2 protein-coding genes are annotated in these 1,752 nt (G+C 51.8%); both read right to left on the bottom strand.

The features are described from left to right. Nucleotides 1–796, bottom strand: a 796-nt coding sequence (locus tag GFC01_RS17680; protein ID WP_152948463.1) for a DDE-type integrase/transposase/recombinase, incomplete at its 3' end; no start/stop codon positions are given. A gap of 172 nt (nucleotides 797–968) precedes the next feature. Beyond that, nucleotides 969–1,622 carry a DUF6431 domain-containing protein gene (locus GFC01_RS17675; protein ID WP_243137686.1) on the bottom strand — a complete coding sequence of 218 codons (654 nt, stop codon included), beginning with the start codon at nucleotides 1,620–1,622 and terminating at the stop codon, nucleotides 969–971. Nucleotides 1,623–1,752 lie beyond the last annotated feature (130 nt).

The raw sequence follows: 1,752 nt of genomic DNA, 5'->3' as shown, positions 1-1,752 counted from the left end.
ACTCTCCATAACCCTTTGCCGCCGGAGAAAATGGCTGGGTATGGAGCAAAGAGCACCCCAGGGAAGCGCAAATAAAAGCCAGTTGCCCGCACCGGTAAACCTTCCCGTTATCGGTATAGAGCATTTTGGGTATGCCCCGTTTTAACACCGCTTCCTTGAATACAGCCCGCACGGCGTTAAAATTCTGTTCCCAGCAAAACTGGCCGTGGGTGATCAGCCGGGAAGCGTCGTCGATAAAGGCAATGAGGAAGGTTTGTTTTTTGACCCGCCCCACCTTTAAGTATGGCCCATACATCACATCCGTCTGCCAGAGCTCGTTTACCCACTGATGGGCAAAACGCTTGACCTCCTTTTCCGGTGCCCCGGGCTCTTTGCCGGCAGCCAGGTGCGGGTGCTGGGCCAGGTAGCGGTAAAAGGTAGCCAGGGAGAGTTTATCCGGGGTAAATACTCCATCTGCCACCAGTTCATCGTAAAGAAGGGATGCTCTGAGCCTGGGATTGGCCTGGATCTTTTCCTGGATTTTAAGGGCAATCTCATCGGTTACCCGGCGGCTTTTGCCCCGGTCCGAGCGGTAACCGGGCTTTAATCCATCCAGCCCGTGCAGGCGGTAAAGGTATAACCACCACAAAAAGCTCTTCACCGAATAATGTTTGGGACCGTAATGAGGCATGTCCACCGGCCCGGCGGCCAGTTTTCGGAAGTATTCCTGCTGGTTGGGTACCTGGCCGTTGAGTACCGGTGCAATCAAGGAAAACTTTTTCAGGGCGATTTGTTCCCGTTTTGGCTCATCAAGCATAGGAAAGCAGGCCTCCTTTATGTTAAATTCTGGAGGCTTTAAGCGCTTAAAGCCCATAGCGGCGCCTTCACCAGCATAATACCACGGTCTTGCCCGCAAACCCAGACCAAGCTTGTGTTGGTGTCCTTTGGCAGCGGATAGGGGTACCCAAATGGCTCCTGCTATGCTAAAATTATGTGCAAGGAGCCATGAAAGAGTACCGGCATTGGGCGAAATACCTGGTGGAGAAGGTCTGGATTTGGGCAAATCCAGAGGCCACAATGTGCAGTACCTTTTGGGCTCCTTTTCTATTGTCGGAGCCGTCTTCCGGCAGGTTTATCCGGGGGATAAGCTGGCGTAGGACCATTTTGATGCGGTTTAAGTTGGCTAAAAAGCGCCGGATATAGAATTGTAGATGGCTGGCTCCCCAGTGCAGGTGCTCGAACGATTCTTTCAGCAGCTTTAAGCACTCGGGAAACGAGTGGTGAAGAGCCAGGGTATACCAGAGGGCGATAAAGATAATCTCGACCGAGTACTGGAAATAGGGCAGGCAGAAGGAAGGCAGGTACGAGATGATGGTCCGGCAGTATTTGCAGTAGTACCGGCGGATAAGAATCCGGCCACAGAAGTTTGCCCCGATGGCATTGCGTTGATAAAAACCGTATTTTTGCGGAGGTACCTTGACCAGACAACCGGGGTTGGGGCATGAGATGGGTTGGGGAAAGGGAAAATCCTTGCCCAGGCGGGCGTATTCTTCCGGCGATACTGATGTGTAGAATATCTGCTGCATGGTGGTCACTTCCAGCAAATATTCTACCTGTTCCACAGCCGAAAGAAAAGGGGCCAATCACTGATTGCCACATTCTGGTGGACGGACTGACTGACCTGAAATACCAAAACAATATGCAAAGCAGTTGCTGATTATTCTGGTATCAGAAACTGTTGCAGATTGTTCAATCTGCGAAAATGGGCCGTGG

This window comes from Desulfofundulus thermobenzoicus (genome assembly GCF_009428905.1).
GTDB lineage: Bacteria > Bacillota > Desulfotomaculia > Desulfotomaculales > Desulfovirgulaceae > Desulfofundulus_A > Desulfofundulus_A thermobenzoicus.
The sequence above is the reverse complement of the archived record's forward strand: the minus strand, read 5'-3'. Positions and strand labels throughout refer to the sequence as shown.